Origin of the sequence: Microbacterium sp. ABRD28, assembly GCF_003850245.1 — a bacterium.
Taxonomy (GTDB): domain Bacteria; phylum Actinomycetota; class Actinomycetes; order Actinomycetales; family Microbacteriaceae; genus Microbacterium.
In genome coordinates, this window is sequence record NZ_CP031015.1 from 2,406,185 (window position 1) to 2,424,294 (window position 18,110).

Below are 18,110 nucleotides of genomic sequence, written 5' to 3' on the forward strand. Positions count from 1 at the left end.
TTCCCGCGTTGGTCGATGAGCCAGGGCGTGGCGCGAAGGCCCGGCGGCATGCCCGACCTACCCTGGGCTCATGGCACGCTCACCCCTCACTCTAGCCGCGTCGGTGACCTCGGCTCTGCCCGGCGCAGGCGTCGTCGGTGTCGCCGCGCTGACAGAGAACAGCGCTGGACGATACGACTCCGCGCTGGTCGATCTCGATGACGGACGCCGCGTGGTCGTGCGCGCCCCGGTCGATGACGGCGCCGCGACGGAGACCGCGGCCGAGGTGCGCGCACTGACGGTGCTCACGTCCGGTGTGCGCGGGCTTCTTCCCTTCCGTGTGCCGACCGTGCTGGGTCAGACACCCCTCGTCGGCGGTCGTGCCGTCGTGGTCGACTTCCTGCCGGGGTATCGGGTCGATCCGCCGCACCTGCCCGCCGGCCGCGGGGCCGCCACGTCTCTCGGAGAGGCGATCGCGGCCATCCACGCCCTTCCCGTCTCGGTCGTCCGCGACGAGGGGCTCCCTGCCCGCACGACCCGCCAGCTGCGCGACGACATCGAACGGACCGTCGAGCGCGCCGTGGCGACTCGCCGTCTTCCCCCGAGCCTCGATGTGCGCTGGAGCCAGGCTCTGAACGCCGAAGAGCTGTGGCGCTTCGAGACCACCGTCGTGCTCGGCGGCGCCGGAGCCTCGTCTTTCCTCTTCGAGGACTTCGCCGGCGAGCCCCGTATCACCGGCGTCCTGGACTGGCACGGGCTGAGCGTGGGCGATCCGGCGGGCGACTTCATGTGGCTGGCCTCGGCCCCGGACGCCGCCGACGACGTCTTCGCCTCCTACCTCGCCCGCAGCGTTCACGCGCCCGACGGTCTGCTGCGCGAACGTGCTCGGCTGTACGCCGAGCTGGAGTTCGCCAAATGGCTCGTGCACGGGCATGAGGGGGGACGCTCCGACATCGTCGACGACGCGGTGGAGCTTCTGGAGTCGCTGGCAGCCGGCGTGGCCGGCGACGACATCGTGCCGCAGGATCGCGGAGACGTCGACGATGCGATCGCGCTGCTCGACCGGGTGCCGGGGCCCGCTGCGACGGTCGTGGACACCTCCATGCAGACCGACGCCTACGACCCCGCCGAGGTCTCGGCGTGGTTCGGCGACGATGCAGACGAACAGGACGCCGCCGAGGACGCTCCTGCACCCGGTCGCTCGGCGGCGCCGGCCGACACCGCACCCCTGGACCTCGGGCCGATCCGCGAACGACTGGACGACGTGGGCGAAGCGGAGCGGGCGTCGCAGGCGGCGCTGCGACGCTGGGCCGTGTCGGAGTAGCGCCGGCGCCGCTCAGCCTCGGAGGACGAGGTTGTCCGCGACGTAATAGAGCGCCACGTCGATCTGCGACACGGGGATACCGTGCTTGGCGTGATACGCCCGACGGTAGAGCTCCAGCTGCACCATGCGCTCCTGGCGTTCTCGCGCGTTCTTCGGGGGCGCGCCGGTCTTCCAGTCGACGATCTCCACGCGCTCGCCGCGGCGGTAGACGGCATCGAGCTTGCAGATGATGATGTGGGGGCGGCCGTCAGGACCCTCCATGGTGAAGTCGATCTCGGTCTCCACCTCGATCGGCTGGAGGTCCGCCCACTCGGAGGCCAGGAAGCGCTCCTGCAGCCGAAGCAGCTCATCGACTCCTCGGGTTCCGGGCACAGCGGCGTCGCCGTCGATGGGTCCGGTGTCTCCCTCATCGAGGTCGTCCCAGAGCGCGTCGTCCAGTGACGCCGCGCTCCCGGCGATCCCCGATCGCCGTTCCACCCACTCATGGAAGAGCGTGCCGATACGCGTCTGGCGGTAGGGGCGCTCAGGGAGCGGGCGGGAGCCCGCATCGGCGGGTGCGCCATCCACCCGAACGACGTCTTTGTACCTCGAGGCCGGAATGCGGGTAGGGAGGGGTCCGGCGCGGTGTCGTGCACGCGCACGACGTTCCGCCAGCAGCATCCGCACCTCGTCGTCCGGGGTGACCGCAGGCGCATCCAGCGCCTCCCGCACCAGGCGCGCCGCCTCCTCGACCCGCTCCCGACGGGCCCCGAGCGGATCGATGGGCCACGGGAGGACCCTCCGGTCGCCGTCGTACGGATTGGACTCGAGATCGGGCTCGTCGATGTCGATGCCGAGTGCGTCGGAGATCTCGCGCAGGAACACCCCCGTGGTCCTCGGCCGTTTCGTCCCCGACCAGGGCGAGGCGGTCAACAACAGATGCTCACGCGCGCGGGTGACGGCGACGTAGGCCAGCCGTCGGTCCTCGTCGAGCTGCCGGGAGCGATGGGCGGCGATGAAAGCGTCGATCTCGCGCTTGAGGTCCTGCTGGGTGGGAGCGGCCGCCGCCTGCCAAGACAGGGGCGGAAGCCATGCCGCATCACCCCGGAACTCGTAGGGCAGAACCCCGAAGCCCAGCCACCCCTTCGTATCCTTCGCGGCGGAGGGGAGTTCGTCGGTGACCATGCGGACCACGGCGACGGCATCCCACTCCAGCCCTTTCGATCCGTGGATCGTCAGCAGCTGGACGACATCGTCCTCGGGAGGCTCCGTCCGGGGAGCGAATTCATCGACCTTCTCCGCGTGATCGAGCCATGCCAGCAGGCTCGCCAACGACCCCGTGTCGTCGGCGGCGAGGAAGGCGTGCACCTCATCGAGGAAGGCCCGCAACTGTGCGGAGGCGATCCGCATGGGGCCGCGCGTCTCGTTCGAGGCCAGTTCGATGTCCAGCAGCAGTTCCGACTCGATCAGGCGGATGAGCTCGGGCAGGGGCGCACCGGCGGCATGGCGGAGCCCCGCGAACACCGCGCCCGCCTCCTTCAGCCGCCCACGCGCCTCGGGCGTGAAGCCCGCCAGCCAGCCGTGATCGGGGGCGGTGCGCACCACGAAGTCCAGGGCGTCCACGAGCGATGCTCGGTCCTCCCCCGCGCCGGCGCGGACCCGCTCGGCGACGACGTCGTCGAGGGGTTTCAGCGCGGAATCGTGGGTTGCAAGACGACGGGCGAGCTCGGCGAGCGCGCGGAGATCGGCCAGCCCGATGCACCACCGCGGACCTGCGAGCAGGCGGATGAGGGACGAACCGGCGGTGGGGTCGCTGATGACGCGGAGGGCGCTGACGACGTCGACCACTTCGGGCGTGGAGAGCAGTCCGCCCAGGCCCAGGATGCGATGCGCGATACCTCGTCGCCCGAGGGCATCGCCGAAACGCACCATGTGCTTCTTGCTGCGGAAGAGGATGGCGCCGGTGGTGGGGAGACCGGCACGGCGCCGCTCGGCGCGCACCCGATCGAACCACTCGGCCACCCGCTCGGTCTCGGCGTCGATATCGGCTTCGACGGCGATCTCGACTGCTCCCTCCGGCGCGTCCGGCCGCGGGCGGAGCTCCGCCACGGCCACCGGCGAGCGCGGGGCGAGCGGGGCGAGAACCGCGCCCGCGGCGCGCAGGACGTCACGGCTGTTGCGCCAGCTGGTCATGAGGGCGTACGCACCACAGCCGGCCTCACCCGAGAAGGCGGCGGAGAATCCGCCCAGGTTGCCCGCACTCGCTCCGCGCCAGCCGTAGATCGCCTGATGGGGGTCGCCCACCGCCATGACCCCGGTACCGGCGAACAACTCGGCCAGGAGGTCGGACTGGATCACCGAGGTGTCCTGGTACTCATCGAGGAGGACGACCTGGAAGCGCTCGCGCAGCTCCGCGGCCACGCTGGCGTGCTGTCGGACCACCTCCAGCGCGCCGGCCACCTGGTCGGAGAAGTCGATGACGCCGCGTCGACGCTTCGCGTCGAGGTACTCCCGAGCGAGATCCGACAGCAGGGCGAGAGCAGACACCCGGCCTTCCGCGTCGGCCACGTCTTTGTAGACGGTGACGGACGCCTTGCTGGAGGGACGATCCAGAACTCCGGCGAACCTCTCGGGGAAGCGTCGCAGCTCCTCGAAGTCGACCAGGTTGTCGGCACCGTCGCGGGCGATGCGCAGTGCGGCGTCAATGATGGTGCGCAGCGCCTCGGGACGATCCTCGAGGCGGGGGTCGTCGGAATCGAGGACTACTCGCCTCATCAACAGCCAGGCGGCCGACTCGGACAGGACGGCGGTGTCGGTGTCGCGACCGATCCGAACCGCGTGCTCGCGGACGATCTGGTCGGCGAAGCTGTTGTAGGTCGCGACGACCGGCCGCTCGAGGAGGTCATCGCCGGCACCGCCGCCCCCGCTCACGCCGGCACGCTCGGCGAGCGAGCGCAGGTAGCCCCGCCGGGTCGCCTCGTGGTGCGCACTCTCGGTGGAGAAGAAGTGCAGCGCGCCGGCGGCGTGCAGTTCGGGCAGAAGGGGGAGCAACCCGACAGCCTCGAATTCACCGAGCCGACGCAGGCGACGCTGCACGCGCTCGGCCAGCTCGCCGGCTGCCTTTCGGGTGAAGGTCAGTCCGAGGACGGCGTCGCGGCGCACGAAGCTGTTCGCGATGAGCCACACGACCCGACCGGCCATGGTCTCGGTCTTCCCGCTGCCGGCTCCCGCGACGACGAGCGCGGGACGCAGTGGCGACTCGATCACCGCCGCCTGCTCGTCCGTGGGCGGGAACTGTCCGAGCGCGGCGGCGATCACCGCGGCCGTCAGACGCGCCGGTCCTGCGACGGTCACGACGCGCTCACCGCCCCGATGGTGTGGATCCGGCACAGTCCATGACTGTGCTCATCGCGGCAGTGCTCCTCGTACGGGGCGCGGAAGGACTCGCCGGTCATCACCGTGATGGCGGCGTGGATGCGGGAGAGGAAGGCGGTGCGACGTTCCTCGTCGAAGGGCGGCTGCGTCGGAGTCACGAATTCCCGCTGGGAGGTCGGCCGGAGCACGAGCAGGCGGGCGCCTCCGGAGGGCAGCCCCTCCGTCCCGGCGATGGAGCCGGCTTCGAAGGCCAGCTGATAGGCCGCGAGCTGAGGGTGATCGATGACCTTCGCGTCCGTCTGCGGCTCGCTCTTGCCGGTCTTCAGATCCACGATGACCACGGTGCCGTCCCCGGTGAGCTCGACACGGTCGATGTATCCCGACAGCACCGCCTGAGCCGTCGTCGCACGCTCGCCGACGGTGAGCCCGGCCGGGTCTTGGGGGTCGAAGTTCAGCGGGATCTCGAAGTGGGGTTCGGCGTCCAGGAGCCGTCCCCCATCGGCATCGAACCGGTGGAGGTAGCGCGCCAGTCGCCGGACGAGTTCGCGTGCCCGGGCCCGCTCGGCACGACCCTGCCATGCCGCGTCGAACGCCAACTCGTGCCAGCGCCGCTCGACCACCTGCCAGAGGGTTTCTTCGTCGGTCCCCGCGGTGGCGACCTCGAGGGCGGCGTGGATGATCGTCCCGACGCCCGCGGTCGTGCTGCCGGGGTCGCCCCCGAGCTCGCCGATGAGCCAGTTCAGTTCGCACTCCTCGAGGGTGTGCAACCGGGACGGCGACACCCGCACCCGCTCGCGCGCGAGGTCGCGCAGCGGTCCGCTCGATGTCGGCGGACGCACCCCGTACCACTCCTCCGGCGACGCGCCGGGCACCTCCGCGGCCGCCAGCAGGGCCAGTTGCCCGGCCGCGGCGCGTACGTCGGCCGGGTCGGCCAGAGCGCCGGGCGCCGTCAGCGTGCGACGGTGGACCGCGACGAGGCCTCGCAGGCTCAGAGGATGCTCCGAGGATGTGGTGGGTGCCTCGGGATCGGGAAGAAGATCGAAGAAGACGCTCGGTCCCCGATCGTCGTCGTCGACAGCGGTGATCACCGTCTGCGACCGTGAGCGCGACAGCGCCCGGGCGAAGAGGCGGAGTTCATCGTGGAGGGCCGCGCGCCGCCGGTCCGGTCCGGCGATGCCGACACCGGTTCCGTCGGGATGATGCGCAGCGTCGGCGAGCCGCCAGGTCTCGAGCAGACTCCCGCGGTGGCGCGTGTTCGGCCAGACCCCGTCCTGAACGCCGGCGACGATCACCGTGTCCACGTCGAGGCCGAGTGCCGCTGCCGGCGTCAGCACCGCGACGACGTCGTGCGCGAGCGCGGCATCCAATCGGTCGTCGGCCACCGCGCTGTCGAGGATGCTTCGGATGAAGGCGCGCGCATCTGCGTCGACGGAACGTTCGACGAAGCGCTTGGCCGCCTGGAAGAGCGCGACCATCGCATCGAGGTCACGACCCGCCTGATCGGCGAGGGGGCCGTGTCCCTTCGCCTGCTCCACCCACGCACGCTCCAGGCGACTGCGCTCCCACGCCGTCCACAGCAGCTCGTGAACGGTGGCGTCCTGCGCCACCTGTTCCCGAAGGCGCGCAAGGGTGTCGGCCACCGCAGCAGCGCGTCGGGCCTCCCGCGTGTCGACCAGCTCCCACTCGAGCGGATGGATCATCGCCGACAGCAGCAGGTCGCGCCCCGATCGGTCGCCGCCATCGGAGATCTCCCGATGCCGGAGCCCTGTGCGCAGTCTTCGCAGCTCGATGGCATCGAGGCGGCCGCACACTCCCTCGAGGGCCGCGGAGACATCGTCGGCCGACCACTCCTCGACCGGTCGATGAGCGAGTTCCACGAGCCGGAGGATGTCGCGGACGGCGCGCACCTCCCCCAGCGCACGACCCGTACCCTGGGAGCGCGCCGGGACCTCTCGCGCTGCGAGCTCGGTCTCGAGCGCCGCGACCTGGCGACTGTCATGGGCGATCACCGCCAATTCGCGCCACGGCACGCCGGCGAGCAGGTGACGTTCACGCAGGATCCGCGCGACGGTGTCGAACTCCTCCGCGGCAGACCTCAGCAGGAGCGCCCGCACGGAGGAATCCCCCGCGGTGGGGTCGGGCACGCGGCGGTGCGCCACGACCCCGGCGGCACCGATCCGCTCGACCACTCGGCGTACCGTCTCACGCTGGGCGCGCGTGCCACGGTGGCCCTGGCCGAGCACATGCACCGTCTGCAGTGAGGCGGCGAGCCGGGCGAAGTTCTCCGGCGACGCTCCCCGGAAGGCGCCCGCCCCGACGTCCGGGTCGCCGAAGGCCAGCACGGCGACGCCCCGGGCGGCGCAGGCCTCCAACAGTTCGATCGCGCCGAGCGTGAGCTCCTGTGCGTCGTCGACGAGCAGAACACGCAGCCCGCCGGCGGCCGCGCCCGCGGCTTCGGCGTCGCGCGCTCCACGGATGAGCCCGACGGCTTCGCGGACGAGCCCCGCGGCGTCGCGATGCGCCCCTCGCATCGCCGCCCGCACGTCGAGGTACTCCCGGAAGAACGTCGCCAGCGGATGCCACACCTCCACCCCGTGCCTTCGGGCCAGGCGCTCGAGTGCCGTCGGCTCGACGCCCAGGGTCGTGCATTCGGCGAGGAAGGTGCGTACCTCGGTGCGGAATCCCGCCGTCGCCCGGATCTCGGGCCCGAGCCATTCCGGCCACCCGCGGGGGCGACCGGCTGCCTCGTCCTCGGCGTCACCGTCGAGCAGGTCGCGCAGCAGCTGGTCTTCGTCGCCGCCCGTCAGCAGCTGCGGCGCCTCCCCACCGGAGGCGACCTCGGCGGCGCGCACGATCTGGAACGCGAACGAGGGCACCGAACGGGCGGGAGCACCGGAGGTCGCCCTCCCCGCGGCCAGCGACAGCCGGTCGCGCAGGACCGTCGCGGTCTGCCGGGTGGGCGTGAGGACGAGGATCTCATCCGGGTCGGTGCCCTCGTCCACGAGGCGTCGGAATCGCTCGATGACGGTGAGGGTCTTGCCCGATCCCGGGGCGCCCACCACCACGCCCGAGGCGTCTGCAGGCAGTCGGACCACCGCCGACTGGTCCTGATCGAGGATCGGGGCGGCACCGCCGTCGGCCCCCGCGTCTCCCGGTGCGGGTACCAGCGCGAGAAGGTCGGTCGATGTCACGCTTCGACGCTAACCCGAGGCTCCGACAACCCCTGTCACCACACCGACGGGGCGTTCGCCCAGAGCGTGCCTGACCGCCCTCTCCCTCTCGGCCGGTGTCGTAGAGTTGCCATGCGCATCGAGGTCCGAGCGCGAGAGGAAGGCAGACACGTGGAGATCCGTATCGGTATCGCGAACACCGGCCGCGAGCTCAACTTCGAAACGAGCGAGTCGGCGGCGGACGTGAAGGCGTCGGTGGCAGCCGCGCTCGATGCCGGCGCGACCCACGTGAGCTTCGCCGACAACAAGGGCAACACCTACATCGTCCCCACCGCCGCACTGGCCTACATCGAGGTCGGGACCGAGGAGTCCCGCCGCGTCGGTTTCGTCGCCTGAGGACCCGCGCGTGCAGATCCTCCTGGCCTTCATCGCCGGCGCCGCGATCGGGATCTCGATCCACTTCCTGCTGCAGGGCCGCGACAGCCGCGGGGTGGTGCTCGCGCCGGTGATCGGCGCCGCAGCGTCCGGGATCGTCTGGTCGGCACTGACCTGGTCGGGCGTGGGGATCGACAATCCATGGATCTGGCTGAGCGCCCTCGTCGCCCCGGTCGTCGTGACCGCTCCGGTCGTGGCCCTGCTCGCCCGTGCTCGCGTCGCCGCCGACCGGCGGGAGCGCGAGCGGCTCGGCATCGCCTGAGCGGCGCCCGGACGGTCCACTCCCGTACCGCGATCGCTCAGGCGGCGAGGCCCATGTCCTCCATGCGGCGCGAGTGGGCCGCCATCAGCGCCGTGAACACCGGTTCGACCCGCTTCTCGTCAGAGGCGGCGAGCGTCGGCGGACGCAGGGCGGCGCGTGCGATCAAGAGGGTGTCGCCCACCAGACGCCGGCCCCACATCGCCAGCAGTGAGCGCCATTCGGGGTCGCTCTGGATCGTCTGCACGACCAGGTCGACGATCGCCTGCCGGTCATCGTCGGCGCGGAGGATGCGTGCGACCCGCCGACCGGTCTCGCCGTAGCTGGCGGAGAGGGCGAGATAGAAGTCGTCGAGCATGCCGGCGGTGATGTGCACCGAGAGCATCGTCTCCTCGGGCCTGACCCCGTGTGTGGCTCGACGGAACGCGTCCAACGGCTCCCGGAACGGGAGCATGAGCGAGGTGGGGTCCTCGCCGCGGTCGCGGATCAGCGCCACGAGCTCCTCGTGCTTGGTCAGCGCCGCGCCCGCCGCCCGCGAGAGCGATTCCTTCTCGGCCAGCGAGGGGGTCATGGCGATCAGCTCGGAGAGGGTCTCGAAGAAGCCGAGCTGCAGATAGGCCGCCTGACCGAGGAAGGTGGTGACGTCCGGAGCCAGCTCGGCGAAATCCACGCGGCGCGCGTCGCCGAAATCTCCACGCGACCGCAACGACAGGGTCCGAGCGGTGCCACCCTGCCTGCGCCAGAACCAGTTCACCACGCAGGTCACCTTACCGTCGCGGCTCGCCGCGGAAAGGCCCTCGGCGGCCTTCCGGTCGTCGACGGGTATCCTGGGACGCGTTCCGGCATCGGATCGGAACCCCCGCGCCTGCGGTCGACGAAGGGCGTGGATCCATCACGCGGCCCGCGTGCCACCATCCGGGCCCCTTCGACAGACAGGCATGACATCGTGACGACTTTCGCCGAACTCGGCGTGGATCAGGACATCGTCGATGCGCTCTCCGCGCGCGGCATCATCGACTCCTTTCCCATCCAGGAGCAGACCATCCCCCTCGGCCTCCCCGGCCAGGACATCATCGGGCAGGCCAAGACCGGCACCGGGAAGACCTTCGGCTTCGGCATCCCGGTCGTCCAGCGTCTGGGGCTCGATCCCGCACCGGGCGTGAAGGCACTGATCGTGGTCCCGACCCGTGAGCTGGCGGTGCAGGTCTACGAGGACATCGACATGCTCACCCGGAACCGCTCGACCTCGGTCGTGGCGATCTACGGCGGCAAGGCCTACGAGGGCCAGATCGAGCAGCTGCAGGCGGGCGCGCAGATCGTCGTGGGAACGCCGGGCCGACTGATCGACCTCGCCGGTCAGCGCCTCCTCGATCTCTCCGGCGCGACCGAGGTCGTCCTCGACGAGGCCGACAAGATGCTCGATCTCGGCTTCCTCCCCGACATCGAGAAGATCTTCCAGAAGCTTCCCGCCGTGCGTCACACCCAGCTCTTCTCGGCCACGATGCCCGGGCCGATCGTGACCCTCGCGCGTCGATTCATGTCGAACCCGATCCACATCCGGGCGAACGACCCCGACGAGGGGCTCACGCAGGCGAACATCAACCACCTCGTGTATCGCGCGCACTCGCTCGACAAGGACGAGGTCATCGCCCGCATCCTGCAGGCGGAAGGGCGCGGCAAGACGGTGATCTTCACCCGCACCAAGCGCGCCGCGCAGCGGCTCGTCGACGAGCTCGGCGACCGGGGCTTCTCGGTGGTGGCGGTCCACGGCGACATGAGCCAGGAGGCCCGGGAAAGGTCGATGGCGGCGTTCAAGGCGGGAAAGAAGGAGATCCTCATCGCCACCGACGTGGCTGCCCGCGGCATCGACGTCGACGACGTCACCCACGTCATCAACCACACGATCCCCGACGACGAGAAGACCTACCTGCACCGTGCGGGGCGCACCGGCCGCGCCGGCAAGACAGGCATCGCCGTCACCTTCGTGGACTGGGAAGACCTGCACAAGTGGGCGCTGATCAACCGTGCGCTGGAGTTCGGTCAGCCCGAGCCCCTCGAGACCTATTCCTCCAGCCCTCATCTGTTCGAGGACCTCGGCATCCCCGCCGGCGTGCGAGGCCGGCTCACCACCGCCCCGCGCGCCGAGACGACGAAGACCTCCGGCGCCGCGTCCGATCGTTCGGCGCGCGCAGATGCGCCCCGCCGCCGCCGTCGACGGAGTGAAGACACGGCATCGCCCGACGCCGCGAGCGTGCAGGCCGAGCACGGCGCGGCAAGCGCGGCCGAGACCGCCGGCCAGGGCACGCACGACGGCGGCGGAAAGGAACACCACGACGGCAACGCCGCCCCGGCACGCCGTCGGCGCCGCCGCCGGGCTCCCCGCACCGGCGGCGCACCCACGATCGGCTGACAACGTCCCGACGGTGAACCCGTTCGAGCGATATGGTGAGCCAGACGCCGCAGGATGCGGCGTGTCACCTCGCTAAGAAAGGCACGACCGTGCGCTTCACCGACGTCATCGAGTACCAGGGATTCTGGGGATCGTTCTGGGACCTGATCTGGTGGTTCCTCTGGGCCTTCGCCTTCATCGCCTACCTGTTCGCGCTGTTCGCGATCATCGGCGACCTCTTCCGCGATCACAAGATGAAGGGGTGGGCCAAAGCGATCTGGATCGTCTTCCTCATCTTCGTCCCCTTCCTGACGGCCCTGGTCTATCTGATCGCACGCGGCGGCGGCATGGCCGAACGCAGCGCCGCCCAGGTGCGTGCCATGCAGAAGGCGCAGGACGAGTACATCAAGTCCGTCGCCGGCACCTCGGCTCATCCGAGCCCGGCCGATGAGATCGCCAAGGCGAAGGCCCTGCTGGATGCGGGGACCATCACCCCGGAGGAATACGAGCGCCTCAAGGCCCGCGTCATCTCCTGACCGCAGCGGAGCGCCGCTCCGTCCTGGTCACCCCAGGACGGGGCTGCTTCCTCTCCCCAGCGCGATGATCCGCTCGATCATCGCCGTCTCGGTGCTGTTCTCGCCGGGGACATTGGGCTTTCCCTGCCCGTGGTAGTCGCTGGAGCCGGTGACGATGAGATCCCGCTCGTCCACGATCCGGCGCAGCTGACGAACCTGGTCGGCCATGTTCTCCCGATGGCGCAGCTCCAGCCCCGCCAGGCCTGCGTCGAGCATCCGCTGCATCACCCCGTGCGGCAGCATCCCGCGTCCGGCCGGGTGTGCCACCACAGGCACACCGCCCGCCCCGGCGATCCGCTCGACGGCGGTGACCGGATCAGGCGCGTAGAGGGCGACGTAGTAGTCGCCTCCGGGGTGCAGGATACGCGAGAAGGCCTCGGTGCGGTCGCGCACGTATCCGCGCGCGATGAGGGCGTCGGCGATGTGCGGTCGCCCCACGGTGGCTCCGTCTGCGGTCTGGGCCAGGATGTCACTCCAGTCCAGATCGAAGTCGGCGCTGATGCGCTCGGCCATCTCCTGCGCGCGATCCATGCGCGAGGAGCGGATGCGGTCGGTGAGGACACGCAGCTGCGCGTCATCCGGATCGAAGAGGTAGGCCAGGATGTGCACGCTCCGCCACTGGTACTTGGCCGACAGCTCCATCCCCGGCAGGAACGTCACCCCCAGCGCAGACGCGGCGTCGGCGGCCTCACTCCAGCCCGCCGTGGTGTCGTGGTCTGTCAGCGCCGCCGTCCGCATCTCATGCCGGTGTGCGGCGGCCATCACCTCGGCCGGCGTCTCGGTGCCGTCGGAGTAGACGGAGTGCAGGTGCAGATCCCCCGGGCCCTGGGGTCCGCGAGAGGGGTGCATCCTCCCACGCTACCGTCGGCCGCAGGGCACGGGCCGCCACTGCGCCCCCGGCGTCGGGCAGACGGATCTTTCAGACTCATCGCATAGTGTCGCGATGTGCTTCGCCTGGTCGGGATCCTGCTTGCCGTGGTGGCGGCGATCGCCGCCGCGGTCCTGACGTGGCCGTCGTTCTTCCGGCTCGACCGCACCTTCCCGGTGGCCCAGATCGTCTCCTTCCGCCCCCTCCTCGTCGTGGTGTTCGCCGCTGCGGCGATCCTCTTCCTCCTCGTGGCGATCATCCGGCCGATGCGGGCCCTCGCGCTGAGCCTCGCCCTCATCTGCGTCGCAGCATCGGCGGTGAGTCTCGGCACCGTGCTCGGCCGTGGCATCGGCGCCGAGACCCTCCCGGAGAAGGGCGAGGGCAGCATCCGGGTCATGACGTGGAACACCGCCGGGGAGGCGACGACGGCCGAGAGCATCGCGCGGGTCGCCGTGGCGATGGATGCCGACGTCGTCACCCTCCCCGAGACGACCATCGAGACCGGAGAGCAGGTCGCGATCGCGATGCGGGAGCTCGGGCATCCGATGTGGGCGCACCACACCGAGTACTTCGCCGGCGAGGGATGGGACGCGCACTCCACCACCCTGCTCATCACTCCCGAGCTCGGCGACTACAGCGTGATCGAGTCGTCGGTCAACGGCACGACGAACACCTCCACGCTGCCGAGCGCGGTGGCGATGCCGGTCGACGGCGAGGGGCCCATCGTCGTCGCCGCGCACGCCGTGGCCCCTCGCCAGGAGTACATGGACCAGTGGCGCACCGACCTGCAGTGGTTGGCCGATCAGTGCGCCGATCAGAACGTCATCATGGCGGGCGACTTCAACGCCACCCTCGATCACATGGGTGGACTGGGCGTGGACGGGGGTGACATGGGTCGGTGCCGTGACGTGGCCAGTCGCACCGGCAACGGCTCGGTGGGAACGTGGTCCACGTCGGTGCCGGCGCTGCTGGGAACGAGCATCGACCACGTGATGGTCTCCCCGCAGTGGACGCCGACGGCGTCCGTGGTGCTGCGCACCATGGACGACTCCGGCAGCGACCATCGTCCCCTGATCGTGCAGCTCGACCCTGCGAGCTGAGACGCGGACCGGATGATTCCCGATCGGATGCCGCGGCGGAGTGCGACACTGGAGGGATGAGCACCTCCGGCGACACCACCTCGAACACGACCACCAATCGCCGTCAGCCGTTCCCCCGGGGCTTCCTCGACAGCATCTCCTCGGGGTGGGCCGAGCGGCCCGACTCCCTCCCGCCGCGGCGGCCTCAGGCGCCGTACGCCGCGGCGCGGCGCGAACGGCTGTCGGCAGCCTTCCCCGGGCGTCGCCTGGTGATCCCCGCGGGCGAGATGAAGCAGCGCAGCAACGACACAGACTTCCCCTTCCGCGCCCACTCGGCGTTCTCCCACCTGACCGGCTGGGGCTCGGATTCCGAACCGGGTGCGGTGCTGGTGATGGATCCTCTACCCGAGGGCGGCCACCGCGCCACTCTGTACTTCCGTGAGCGCGCCGACCGCACGACGGCGGAGTTCTACGCCGACGCGTCGATCGGCGAGTTCTGGATCGGACCGCGGCCCGCTCTCGCCGGCGTCGCTGCAGACCTGGGCCTCGAGACCCGCCATGTGGACGACTTCCTGACGGCCGACGGAGACCTGCTTCTCGACGTCGACGCCGAGCTGACCCGCGCGGTCTCCGAGCTCCGCCTGGTCAAGGATGCCTTCGAGGTCGAGCAGATGCGCCTGGCGGTGGCGGCGACCGCCCGCGGGTTCGACGACATCGTGGCCGAACTCCCCCGTGTGCTCGCCCATCCGCGCGGAGAGCGCGTGGTGGAGGGGGTCTTCCACCTGAGAGCACGCACCGACGGGAACGGGGAGGGCTACGACACGATCGCGGCGTCGGGTCCTCACGCCTGCTACCTGCACTGGACCCGCAACGACGGAACGGTCGCCCCCGGCGACCTCATCCTCATCGACGCCGGGGTCGAGGTCGACAGCCTCTACACCGCCGACATCACCCGGACGATCCCGGTGAGCGGACGATTCACCGATGTCCAGCGGCGGGTGTACGAGACCGTCCGGGAAGCCGCCGACGCCGCGTTCGCCGCGGCACGCCCCGGGGTGACCTTCCGCTCCGTCCACGAAGCGGCGATGAGAGTGATCGCACAGCGGACGGCCGAGTGGGGCCTTCTCCCGGTGACCGCCGAGGAGGCTCTCGACGCCGATCGCGGCGGACAGCACCGCCGGTACATGGTGCACGGCACCAGCCATCACCTCGGGATCGACGTGCACGATTGCGCCCAGGCGCGCCGGGAGATGTACTACGACGGCATCCTCGAACCGGGAATGGTCTTCACGATCGAGCCGGGTCTGTACTTCCAGATCGACGACCTCACCGTTCCGGAGGAGTACCGAGGCATCGGCGTCCGCATCGAGGACGACGTCCTCATGACCGCGGACGGCCCCGAGAACCTGTCGGCCTCGATCCCGCGGACCGCGGACGAGGTCGAGGAGTGGATCGCCCGGCACGCCTCGACCGCTCCGACCGCCCTGTGACCTTCACCCCTCCCGCCCCGTTCACCACCCGGCCGACGCTTGCGGGAACCTTCGGGATGGCGGCCTCCACGCACTGGATCGCCACCGCATCGGCACAGTCCGTTCTCGAGCGCGGCGGCAACGCGTTCGACGCGGCGGTGGCCGGCGCGTTCGTGCTGCACGTGGTCGAGCCGCACCTGAACGGACCCGGCGGTGATCTCGTCGGCGTCTTCGCCACCGCCGAAGATCCGACCCCCGTCGTGCTGATGGGTCAGGGTCCGGCGCCGGCGCGCGCCAGCATCGCCCACTACACCGCTGAGGGGCTCGATCTCGTGCCCGGGGCAGGAGGCCTGGCCGCCGCGGTCCCCGGAGCCGTCGACGCCTGGCTCGTCCTGCTGCGCGACCACGGCACATGGGAGCTGTCCGAGGTGCTGTCCTATGCGATCGGCTACGCGCGCGACGGACACCCGTTGATCGCCCAGGCGGCCGCCACGATCGCACGGGTCGCCGATCTCTTCCGTGACGATTGGACGAGTTCGGCCGACCTGTGGATGCCGGGGGGTGAACCCCCGCGCGCGGGCGACGTCGTGCGCAATCCGGCCTACGCGTCGGTGCTCGAAGGTCTCGTGCACGCCGCGGGCCCCGTGCGCGACGAGGGTGGGGTCGGTCGGGCGGCGCGTATCGACGCCGCGCGCCGCGAATGGCGCGAAGGGTTCGTCGCCGACGAGGCCGCGACCTTCCTGCGCACGCCCCACCGGCACTCCGGCGGGGGGATGCACTCCGCCGTCATCGACGCATCCGACTTCGCAGCCTTCGAGGCGGGATACGAACCGGCCCTCACCCGCGATTTCCGCGGTGTGACGATCGCCAAGGCAGGCGCGTGGACGCAGGGTCCGGCACTCGTGCAGACGCTGGCGCTCCTCGAACCCTTGACCGACGACCTGCTCGACCCCTCCACCGAGCGCGGCGCGCACACCATCTTGGAGGCCCAGAAGCTCGCCTTCGCCGACCGCGAAGCGTGGTTCGGAGACGCGTCCGACGCCGGCGCGATCACCGGTCTGTTCGACGAGGACTATCTCGCTGCGCGTCGGGATCTCATCGGTGAGGAGGCGGCCACGACCTTCCGACCCGGGCGTCTGAGCGGGGCCGAACCCTGGACACCGCCGCTGCGGACCGCCTACGACCGCACCGGCGGCGCAGGAACCGGTGAGCCGACTGTCGACCGTCGTGGGCAGACCCGGGGCGACACCTGCCACATCGACGTCGCCGACCGCTGGGGCAACATCATCTCGGTGACGCCCTCCGGCGGATGGCTGCAGTCCTCCCCCACGATCCCCGCGCTCGGCTTCTGCCTCGGCACGCGACTGCAGATGACCTGGCTCGAACCCGGCCACCCCTCCTCACTCGAGCCGGGTCGGCGCCCCCGGACCACTCTGACACCGACACTGACACTCCGCGACGGGCGACCCTGGTTCGCCATGGGCTCACCGGGCGGCGACCAGCAGGATCAGTGGCAGCTGCTCGCCCTGCTGCGCATGATCGTCGGCGGCTATCGCGCGCAGGAGGCCATCGACGCCCCCGCACTGCATTCCACCGCGCTGCCCGAATCGTTCTGGCCCCGCACGTGGACTCCCGCCGGAGCAGTGGTGGAGGATCGACTCGGCGACGCGGTGGTCGGCGGTCTCGAGCGGCGCGGTCACGTCGTCACCCGTGCCGGGGACTGGTCGCTCGGTCGTGTCTCGGCCGTCGGCCGCGAGGCGTCGGAAGGCTCGGACGCGACTCTGCTGTGGGCCGCCGCCAACCCCCGGGGCATGCAGGGTTACGCCGCCGGTCGCTGATCCGACCGCTGTCTCAGCCACGTCGCGATCAGGTCTCCGAGCTCGCCGCCGATCGCCTGCGCGGGACGCCGATGCCCGGCGATCTCGAAGGAGTGATCCCCCCCGGGAATCCAGGTCAGGGTCGCCTCGCGGCATCCGGCGACCACGCGCTCCCACGCATCGGCGGGGTGGACGAAGGGGTCGCGGGTGCCCGACAGGAACAGCTGAGGCGGTGAGATGTCGGGAAGGTGGCCGGCACGCTCCTTCTCCGGCTCACCGGGCGGGTGGAGGGGGTAGCCGAGGTAGACCAGGGCGGCGGGGTGGATCATGCCCGCCGCGGCAGCCAGCGACGCCATCCGACCGCCGTACGACTTCCCCACGGCGAAGAGGGGCACCTCCGGGCACCAGCCCGAGAGAGCCGCCATCACCGCGGACCAGGTCGCCGTCGCGTGCGCGACCGGACCCGGCATGCGACGCCCGGCTTCGCGGTAGGGGAAGGCGAAGCGCACCACGCCGAGGCCCTGACGCGCCAGCGCGTCGGCGACGCCGATGAGGAAGGGATGCTCGGGCCCCGCTCCCGCGCCGTGAGCCAGTGCCACGCCACCCCAGGGCGCCTCGGGGAGCGTTACGATGGCCGTCACGTCGACGGTGCCGCGCGGAAGCTCGACCCCGATGCGTTCGGCGCGCGTCAGCGTCATCTCGGCTCGGACGCAGAGCCCTCGTCGGCATCTCGTCCGGACGACACGGGAGGAGACACCCGTTCGCCGTAGCGGGGAGGCTCGGCATCAGCGGGCGTCGCGGCGCCCGACCCGGCATCCGCCGTCTCACCGGTCCCCGGCCCGGCCGGAGCCGCGGGGGCGACCGCGGCCGCGTCGACCGGTTCGGCGGCCGGCGCGGGCGAGTGCGCACGCGGACCCAGCACGCCGCGTGCCTTCGCGACGTCGGACGCGCTGACAGTGACGTCGTAGCGTTCGGCGATCACCTGCATGACGGAGGCGAAATCGCGCCGGCGGCGCACAAGCGAATAGGTGATGAGGCTCAGGAGCATGCCGATGGCGATGCCGACGAACAGCACGCCGACGAAGGCCTGGATCGGGACGGAGGGAGACCCGAGGACGAGGATCGCGGAGAACAGCATGCCCAGCAGCAGACCGTTGATGGCGCCCGATCGCGCCGCCTCGGCATATCCCAGCCGCCCGGTGACGCGTTCGACCGAGCGCAGGTCGTGGCCGACGATCGCGATGTCGCGGGCGGGGATCTCCGCCGCGATCAGGGTCGAGACGGCCTTCTGGGCTGCTTCGTACGTCGGGAAGCTCGCGATGGCCTGACCCGGTTCCCCCAAACCCTGCGGCAGGCGCCCTCCACCCATCATGCTCATCTCATCATCCTCCC

The 18,110-nt window shown here is 70.9% G+C and carries 14 protein-coding genes; 8 read left to right on the top strand and 6 right to left on the bottom strand.

Translation table 11 applies throughout. The features are described 5' to 3' along the window. Nucleotides 1-70 precede the first annotated feature (70 nt). Nucleotides 71-1,303: a phosphotransferase gene (locus DT073_RS11650; RefSeq protein ID WP_124293534.1), complete on the top strand. Its 1,233-nt coding sequence runs from the start codon at nt 71-73 to the stop codon at nt 1,301-1,303. A gap of 12 nt (nt 1,304-1,315) precedes the next feature. Here DT073_RS11650 and DT073_RS11655 read toward each other — a convergent pair whose 3' ends face one another. Continuing rightward, the gene (locus DT073_RS11655; RefSeq protein WP_240638592.1) at nt 1,316-4,636 is read right to left on the bottom strand and encodes an ATP-dependent DNA helicase; all 3,321 of its coding nucleotides are present in this window, start codon (nt 4,634-4,636) and stop codon (nt 1,316-1,318) included. Beyond that, entirely contained in the window at nt 4,633-7,848 is a 3,216-nt protein-coding gene (locus DT073_RS11660) for an ATP-dependent helicase (protein WP_240638593.1), read from the bottom strand. The genes DT073_RS11655 and DT073_RS11660 overlap by 4 nt, the downstream gene beginning before the upstream one ends. 150 nt (nt 7,849-7,998) lie before the next feature. On the opposite strand from DT073_RS11660, the gene DT073_RS11665 reads away from it, so the two are divergent. Together DT073_RS11665 and DT073_RS11670 are read left to right on the top strand one after the other, a co-directional pair. Beyond that, nucleotides 7,999-8,223: a DUF3107 domain-containing protein gene (locus tag DT073_RS11665; protein ID WP_124293535.1), complete on the top strand. Its 225-nt coding sequence runs from the start codon at nt 7,999-8,001 to the stop codon at nt 8,221-8,223. Between the two features lie 10 nt (nt 8,224-8,233). Further along, complete coding sequence (locus tag DT073_RS11670; protein WP_124293536.1) at nt 8,234-8,524, top strand: hypothetical protein; 291 nt, start codon at nt 8,234-8,236, stop codon at nt 8,522-8,524. A 37-nt stretch (nt 8,525-8,561) separates the two neighbouring features. Here the strand turns inward: DT073_RS11670 and DT073_RS11675 are convergent, their stop codons facing one another. Beyond that, nucleotides 8,562-9,278 (bottom strand): ferritin-like fold-containing protein, encoded by a 717-nt coding sequence (locus DT073_RS11675; protein ID WP_124293537.1) that lies wholly within the window; start codon nt 9,276-9,278, stop codon nt 8,562-8,564. 189 nt (nt 9,279-9,467) lie between these two features. Here DT073_RS11675 and DT073_RS11680 point away from each other — a divergent pair, with 189 nt between their 5' ends. Together DT073_RS11680 and DT073_RS11685 are read left to right on the top strand one after the other, a co-directional pair. Further along, nucleotides 9,468-10,931 carry a DEAD/DEAH box helicase gene (locus DT073_RS11680; RefSeq protein WP_124293538.1) on the top strand — a complete coding sequence of 488 codons (1,464 nt, stop codon included), beginning with the start codon at nt 9,468-9,470 and terminating at the stop codon, nt 10,929-10,931. A gap of 89 nt (nt 10,932-11,020) precedes the next feature. Further along, nucleotides 11,021-11,446 carry an SHOCT domain-containing protein gene (locus DT073_RS11685; RefSeq protein ID WP_240638594.1) on the top strand — a complete coding sequence of 142 codons (426 nt, stop codon included), beginning with the start codon at nt 11,021-11,023 and terminating at the stop codon, nt 11,444-11,446. A gap of 27 nt (nt 11,447-11,473) precedes the next feature. Here DT073_RS11685 and DT073_RS11690 read toward each other — a convergent pair whose 3' ends face one another. Then, the gene (locus DT073_RS11690) at nt 11,474-12,334 is read right to left on the bottom strand and encodes a PHP domain-containing protein (protein ID WP_124293540.1); all 861 of its coding nucleotides are present in this window, start codon (nt 12,332-12,334) and stop codon (nt 11,474-11,476) included. A 96-nt stretch (nt 12,335-12,430) separates the two neighbouring features. On the opposite strand from DT073_RS11690, the gene DT073_RS11695 reads away from it, so the two are divergent. The 3 genes from DT073_RS11695 to DT073_RS11705 are packed head-to-tail and all read left to right on the top strand — an operon-like array spanning nt 12,431 to nt 16,739. After that, nucleotides 12,431-13,453 (top strand): endonuclease/exonuclease/phosphatase family protein, encoded by a 1,023-nt coding sequence (locus DT073_RS11695; RefSeq protein WP_124293541.1) that lies wholly within the window; start codon nt 12,431-12,433, stop codon nt 13,451-13,453. 56 nt (nt 13,454-13,509) lie between these two features. Beyond that, entirely contained in the window at nt 13,510-14,922 is a 1,413-nt protein-coding gene (locus tag DT073_RS11700) for an aminopeptidase P family protein (protein ID WP_124293542.1), read from the top strand. After that, complete coding sequence (locus DT073_RS11705) at nt 14,919-16,739, top strand: gamma-glutamyltransferase family protein (RefSeq protein ID WP_124294495.1); 1,821 nt, start codon at nt 14,919-14,921, stop codon at nt 16,737-16,739. The genes DT073_RS11700 and DT073_RS11705 overlap by 4 nt, the downstream gene beginning before the upstream one ends. Here the strand turns inward: DT073_RS11705 and DT073_RS11710 are convergent. Together DT073_RS11710 and DT073_RS11715 are read right to left on the bottom strand one after the other, a co-directional pair. Further along, the gene (locus tag DT073_RS11710; protein ID WP_124293543.1) at nt 16,721-17,416 is read right to left on the bottom strand and encodes an alpha/beta hydrolase family protein; all 696 of its coding nucleotides are present in this window, start codon (nt 17,414-17,416) and stop codon (nt 16,721-16,723) included. The genes DT073_RS11705 and DT073_RS11710 overlap by 19 nt on opposite strands. Next, nucleotides 17,413-18,096, bottom strand: a complete 684-nt coding sequence (locus tag DT073_RS11715; protein ID WP_124293544.1) for a YflT domain-containing protein — start codon at nt 18,094-18,096, stop codon at nt 17,413-17,415. The genes DT073_RS11710 and DT073_RS11715 overlap by 4 nt, the downstream gene beginning before the upstream one ends. Nucleotides 18,097-18,110: the final 14 nt, after the last annotated feature.

What these genes read in the sequence shown, in the direction of transcription:
- DT073_RS11710 (WP_124293543.1), bottom strand. Translation starts at nt 17,416, where the DNA reads ATGACGCTGACGCGCGCCGAACGCATCGGGGTCGAGCTTCCGCGCGGC.
- DT073_RS11715 (WP_124293544.1), bottom strand. Translation starts at nt 18,096, where the DNA reads ATGAGCATGATGGGTGGAGGGCGCCTGCCGCAGGGTTTGGGGGAACCG.
- DT073_RS11690 (WP_124293540.1), bottom strand. Translation starts at nt 12,334, where the DNA reads ATGCACCCCTCTCGCGGACCCCAGGGCCCGGGGGATCTGCACCTGCAC.
- DT073_RS11650 (WP_124293534.1), top strand. Translation starts at nt 71, where the DNA reads ATGGCACGCTCACCCCTCACTCTAGCCGCGTCGGTGACCTCGGCTCTG.
- DT073_RS11700 (WP_124293542.1), top strand. Translation starts at nt 13,510, where the DNA reads ATGAGCACCTCCGGCGACACCACCTCGAACACGACCACCAATCGCCGT.